Consider the following 5,710-nt stretch of genomic DNA (forward strand, 5'->3'; position numbering starts at 1 on the left):
GGGCGGGCCCGTGTCCGGTGCCCCGACGTGCCGGTGCCCCGGCCCCCACCGCTGCGGTGGGGGCCGGGGCACCGGCACGTTCGTTGTTCGCGGGTCCCGCCGACTCAGCCGGCGACACTCACCGAGGGCTCACCGGAGGAGACGCCGTCCTTCTCCATCTGCTCGGCGATCTTCATCGCCTCGTCGATCAGGGTCTCCACGATCTTCGACTCGGGCACGGTCTTGATGACCTCCCCCTTGACGAAGATCTGTCCCTTGCCGTTGCCCGAGGCCACTCCGAGGTCGGCCTCCCTGGCCTCTCCGGGACCGTTGACGACGCAGCCCATGACCGCGACCCGCAGCGGCACCTCCATGCCCTCCAGGCCGGCGGTGACCTCCTCGGCCAACTTGTAGACGTCCACCTGGGCACGTCCGCAGGAGGGGCAGGAGACGATCTCCAGGCCGCGCTCGCGCAGCCCGAGGGACTCCAGGATCTGGGTGCCGACCTTGACCTCCTCCACGGGCGGGGCGGAGAGCGAGACCCGAATGGTGTCGCCGATGCCCTCGCTCAGCAGGGCGCCGAAGGCGACGGCCGACTTGATGGTGCCCTGGAAGGCCGGACCCGCCTCGGTGACCCCCAGGTGCAGGGGATAGTCGCAGCGCTCGGCCAGCAGCCGGTAGGCGTTGACCATCACGACCGGGTCGTTGTGCTTCACCGAGATCTTGATGTCGCGGAAGTCGTGCTCCTCGAACAGCGAGCACTCCCAGAGCGCGGACTCCACCAGCGCCTCGGGGGTGGCCTTGCCGTACTTGGCGAGCAGCCGCTTGTCCAGGGAACCGGCGTTGACGCCGATGCGGATCGGGGTGCCGGACGCGGAGGCCGCCCTGGCGATCTCGCCCACCTTGTCGTCGAACTGCTTGATGTTGCCGGGGTTGACCCGCACCGCCGCGCAGCCCGCGTCGATCGCCGCGAAGACGTACTTGGGCTGGAAGTGGATGTCCGCGATGACCGGGATCTGGGACTTTCGGGCGATCACCGGCAGCGCGTCGGCGTCGTCCTGGGTGGGGCAGGCGACCCGCACGATCTGGCAGCCGGAGGCCGTCAGCTCGGCGATCTGCTGGAGCGTCGCCCCGATGTCGGAGGTCCGGGTCGTGGTCATCGACTGCACGGAGACGGGGGCGTCGCCGCCCACCTCCACCGAGCCGACCCGGAGTTTCCGGCTCGCCCTGCGTTCGGCCAGCTTCAGCGGTATGGACGGCATTCCCAGCGAGATGGCTGTCATCGGTCTGTGCAACCCCACGGTGTGGTTCGAGGTCCCGGCGGAAACGGGCGGGCTCCGGTCATCGAGCCTAGCGGCAGCGGCGGGCTCCTCCGTGCCGGCCGGGCGGCTCCGGTGGTGTCGTCCGACGCGGTCGACACTCCCGCGACGACGCCGTCGACGTGCCGGAGCCGGCCTCCGCGGACGCTCCCGGCGGGGGGCGGTGTCATCCGGCCAGCCGCACCGGGCTGACGATATCAGCGACGAGGACGAGCAGCGTGAAACAGATGAACAGGCCCGCCACCACGTACGCCATCGGCATGAGCTTGGCCACGTCGAACGGCCCCGGGTCCGGGCGACGCAGCACCTTCGCCCCGGTGCGGCGCACCGACTCCCACACCGCCCCGGCGATGTGCCCGCCGTCCAGCGGGAGCAGCGGGAGCATGTTGAACAGGAACAGGGACAGGTTGAAGCCGGCGAGCAGGAAGAGGAAGATCGCCACCTGCTGACCCGCCGGGATGTCCAGGGTGAACACCTCGCCGCCCACCCGGGCCGCCCCGACCACTCCCATCGGACCGTCCTGGTCCCGCTCGGCGGTGCCCCACGCGGCGTCCCACAGGTTCGGCACCTTGGAGGGCAGAGCCACCAGGGCGTTGACGCCGGTCACCATGATGTCCCCCATGTAGGTGACGGCTTCCGGGAAGTCCTGCTTGACGATGCCCGGCGCGGGGGTGAAGCCCATGAAGCCGGCGGTGACGTACTCGCCCTCCACCGCGCCGCCGTTGCCGTCCAGCGCGGCCACCTGGTTGGGGATGAGGGTGGCCCGCAGGTCGAGCGTCTCGCCCTCCCGCTCCACGGTGACCGTCGCCGGCCCGATGGTGTCCCGGATGCGGGCCTGGAGGGTGCTCCAGTCCTCCACCGGCTCACCGTCGAAGGCGACGATGGTGTCGCCGGGCAGCAGGCCGGCCTCGTTGGCGGGGGCCGGGCGATCGCCGGCGCGGCACTCGTCGCGCTGCTCGTCCTGCGCCACCACGCACTCGGAGACCGTCGCCACGGTCGTGGTGGGCATGTTGACGCCGAAGGACATCAACACGCCGAGGAAGATCACCACGGCGAGGATCAGGTTCATCGCCGGCCCGGCGAACATGACGATGATCCGCTTCCACGGCTTGCGGGTGTAGAACAGCCGCTTCTCGTCGCCGGGCCGCAACTCCTCGTAGGCGGCGGCCCGGGCGTCCTCGATCATCGTCCGGAACGGCGAGGTGGAGCGCTGCCGCACCCGGCCGTCGTCGCCCGGCGGGAACATCCCGATCATCCGGATGTAGCCGCCCAGCGGAATGGCCTTGATGCCGTACTCCGTCTCGCCGCGGCGGCGGGACCACAGGGTGGGGCCGAAGCCCACCATGTACTGGGGGACCCGGATGCCGAACATCTTGGCGGTGCTCAGGTGCCCCAGTTCGTGCCAGGCGATCGAGAAGAGCAGCCCGAAGACGAAGACGGCTATGCCGAGGACGAACATCAGGGTGGTCATGCCGACGGCTCCTCGTCGCTCGTGTCCCGACCGAAGGCCGGTCCCCCGGAGGTCGTGCCGGTCAACTCCCGGGCCCGGCGCCGGGCCCGGGCCTCCGCGTCCAGGACGTCCGGCAGGGTCAGTGAGGTTCCGGAACCGGCGGCCTCGCGGTCCCCGGCCAGCTCCTCGACCACCTTGGCGACGGTGTCCACGATGCCGGTGAACGGCAGCGCGCCCGCCAGGAAGGCGTCCACGCACTCCTCGTTCGCCGCGTTGAACACCGCCGGCGCGATCCCACCGAGGTCCCCGACCCGGCAGGCCAGTGGTACCGCCGGGAACGCCTCGGTGTCCAGGGGCAGGAACTCCCAGGTGTGCGCCCGGGTCCAGTCACAGGTCGGGCCCGCCTCCGGCACGCGGTGCGGCCAACCGATGCCCAGGGCGATGGGCACCCGCATGTCCGGGGGGCCGAGCTGGGCGAGGGTGGAGCCGTCGGTGAACTCCACCATGGAGTGGATGTAGGACTGGGGGTGCACCACGACCTGGATCCGCTCGAAGGGGATGTCGTAGAGCAGATGCGCCTCGATCACCTCCAGCCCCTTGTTGACCAGGGTGGCGGAGTTGATGGTGATGACCGGGCCCATCGCCCAGGTGGGGTGGGCCAGGGCGTCCGCCGGGGTCACCCGGTCCAGCTCGGCTCGGGTGCGTCCGCGGAACGGCCCGCCGCTGGCGGTGACCACCAGGCGGGAGACCTCCCGGCGCTCGCCCCCCAGGAGGGCCTGGAAGAGCGCGGAGTGCTCGGAGTCCACCGGCACGATCGAGCCGGGACGGGCCCGCTCGGCGACCAGCGGGCCGCCGACGATCAGCGACTCCTTGTTGGCCAGGGCCAGCACGCGACCGGCGTCGAGGGCTGCCAGAGTGGGGGCCAGGCCGATCGAGCCGGTGATGCCGTTCAGGACGGTGTGGCACTCCGCGGCGGCCAGTTCGGTCGCCGCCCCCGGGCCGGCGAGGACCTCCGGCAACGGCTCGCCGGAACCGTAGCGGGCGCGCAGCGCCTCCCGCAGCTCCTCCCGCTTGTCCTCACGTGCCACGGCCACGGTGCGCACCCGCAGGCGGTGCGCCTGCTCGGCGAGCAGGTCCACCCGGCCGCCGGCGGCCGACAGGCCGACCACCCGGAAGCGGTCGGGGTTGCGCAGGACCACGTCCACGGCCTGGGTGCCGATGGAGCCGGTGGAGCCGAGGACGACGATCTCGCGGATCTCCCCCGGGCCGTCACCGGCCGGGGCGGGGCGCACTCGCGGATCCGCGAGACACGAAGAGCTGTCGGTCATTCCCCCATTCTGGCCCGTCCCGGGGCTCCGGCGTGCCGGGGTCGGCCGACCGGCCCCTTCCTCCCGACCGGCGGCGGCCGCTCCGGTCCCGGGCGGACGTCCTCCACCCCCGGTTCGGGAAACGCGACGACCCCCCGTCCCCGGGCAGCGCGTTCGCCTCGGCCCCGAGGGGGTGGGACCACCACCCGGGCCCCTGGTCTCCCCGCCCCGGGGCCGGCCGGGTCCGGACCTCGACGGAGGACCGGGAATTGAAGCGCTTCGACAGATGTATGGACAGGGTTGCCGTACCGGTTTAGGGTCTCCCAGAAGAACGGCGGGCCGTGGTTCGGGATGGACCCATGGAACCGTCGAAGCGCTTCACCGGTATCCGACCCCCACGCCCCCGGGGGCACCCGGGGGGCGAACCGTCACCCGCATCCGGCCCCACACTGGAGAGCACCATGGTCACTCTCGCCGAGGTCGCCCGGCACGCCGGCGTGTCGGCCAGCACGGTGAGCTACGTCCTCAGCGGCAAGCGGACCATCTCCCGGCCCACCCGGGAACGCGTGGAGCGCAGTATCCGCGAGCTGGGTTACCTCCCCAACGCCGGGGCCCGCGCGCTGGCCAGCAGCCGTTCCAACGTCATCGCCCTGATGATGCCCCTGCGCACCGACATGTACGTCCCCGTGATGATGGACATCGCCCTCGCGGTGGCCACCACGGCCCGTGAGCACGAGCAGGACGTGCTGCTGCTCACCGGGCAGGAGGGGCCGGCCGCGGTGCGACGGGTGGTGGGCAGCGGGCTGGCGGACGCCATGATCCTCATGGACGTGGAGCTGCACGACGCCCGACTGCCGTTGCTCCACGAGTCGCCCCGCCCCGCCGTGTTGATCGGCCTGCCCGCCGACACCACCGGCCTGACCTGTGTGGATCTGGATTTCGCCGCCACGGGGCGACTGTGCGTGGAACACCTCGCCGAACTGGGTCACCGCGAGGTGGCCCTGGTCGGGGAGGCCGCCGCGGTCTACGAGCGGCACACCGGTTTCGCCGAGCGGACCATCGCGGGGGTTCGGGAGCGGGCCTCCGAACTGGGGGTTCGGGTGCTGCACCGCCCCTGTGAGGGGTCCTACGAGGCGATGGCCGGCACGCTGTCGCGCATCCTTCAGGAGCGCCCCGGCACCAGCGGCTTCATCGTGCAGAACGAGTCGGTGCTCGGTCCCATGTTGAGTCTGTTGCGACAGCAGGGCCGGGCGGTGCCCGAGGACGCGTCGATCGTGGCGATCTGCCCGGACGAGGTGGCCACCCAGGGCTCGGTCGCCCTGACCTCGGTGGCGATCCCGGCCCGGGAGATGGGGCGCCGCGCCGTGGAGCTGGTGATGCCGAAGGTGGAGGCCGCCGGACGCAACGGGAACGGTCGGCCGGTTCCGGATCGGGTCGAACTCCTGCCGCCCCGTCTGACCGTGCGGGCCAGCACCGGTCCCGCGCCGGCCGCCGGGCGCCCCTGACGGCGGCACGCCGGTGGGCCTCGCGGCCCGGGGCGCGGGGCGCGCCCCGGGTCCCGATCCCCCGACGACATCGGGGCACGGGGCGGCGTCCGGATACCGGCCGCCCCCGGTTCCCTCCGGGACCCGCCGCCCCTCCGGGAGGGTTCCCGC

General features: G+C 72.3%; 4 protein-coding genes. 1 reads left to right on the plus strand and 3 read right to left on the minus strand.

Going from position 1 to position 5,710, the window contains the following annotated elements:
• Positions 1-104: 104 nt before the first annotated feature.
• The 3 genes from ispG to dxr form a co-directional block, all read right to left on the minus strand.
• Positions 105-1,262, minus strand: a complete 1,158-nt coding sequence (gene ispG / locus FNQ90_RS10800) for a flavodoxin-dependent (E)-4-hydroxy-3-methylbut-2-enyl-diphosphate synthase (RefSeq protein ID WP_143620501.1) — start codon at positions 1,260-1,262, stop codon at positions 105-107.
• A 202-nt stretch (positions 1,263-1,464) separates the two neighbouring features.
• Positions 1,465-2,769 (minus strand): M50 family metallopeptidase, encoded by a 1,305-nt coding sequence (locus FNQ90_RS10805; protein WP_143620499.1) that lies wholly within the window; start codon positions 2,767-2,769, stop codon positions 1,465-1,467.
• Positions 2,766-4,076 carry a 1-deoxy-D-xylulose-5-phosphate reductoisomerase gene (gene dxr / locus FNQ90_RS10810; protein WP_182606172.1) on the minus strand — a complete coding sequence of 437 codons (1,311 nt, stop codon included), beginning with the start codon at positions 4,074-4,076 and terminating at the stop codon, positions 2,766-2,768. Before dxr ends, FNQ90_RS10805 begins: the two co-directional genes overlap by 4 nt.
• Before the next feature lie 440 nt (positions 4,077-4,516).
• On the opposite strand from dxr, the gene FNQ90_RS10815 reads away from it, so the two are divergent.
• Complete coding sequence (locus FNQ90_RS10815; RefSeq protein WP_182606173.1) at positions 4,517-5,560, plus strand: LacI family DNA-binding transcriptional regulator; 1,044 nt, start codon at positions 4,517-4,519, stop codon at positions 5,558-5,560.
• The last annotated feature ends 150 nt before the right edge of the window (positions 5,561-5,710 follow it).

Origin of the sequence: Streptomyces alkaliphilus (assembly GCF_014141535.1) — a bacterium.
GTDB classification, from domain to species: domain Bacteria; phylum Actinomycetota; class Actinomycetes; order Streptomycetales; family Streptomycetaceae; genus Streptomyces; species Streptomyces alkaliphilus.

Bases quoted from the DNA above. Each gene is read 5' to 3' on its own strand.
- ispG (WP_143620501.1), bottom strand. From the start codon at position 1,262: ATGACAGCCATCTCGCTGGGAATGCCGTCCATACCGCTGAAGCTGGCC.
- dxr (WP_182606172.1), bottom strand. From the start codon at position 4,076: ATGACCGACAGCTCTTCGTGTCTCGCGGATCCGCGAGTGCGCCCCGCC.
- FNQ90_RS10805 (WP_143620499.1), bottom strand. From the start codon at position 2,769: ATGACCACCCTGATGTTCGTCCTCGGCATAGCCGTCTTCGTCTTCGGG.
- FNQ90_RS10815 (WP_182606173.1), top strand. From the start codon at position 4,517: ATGGTCACTCTCGCCGAGGTCGCCCGGCACGCCGGCGTGTCGGCCAGC.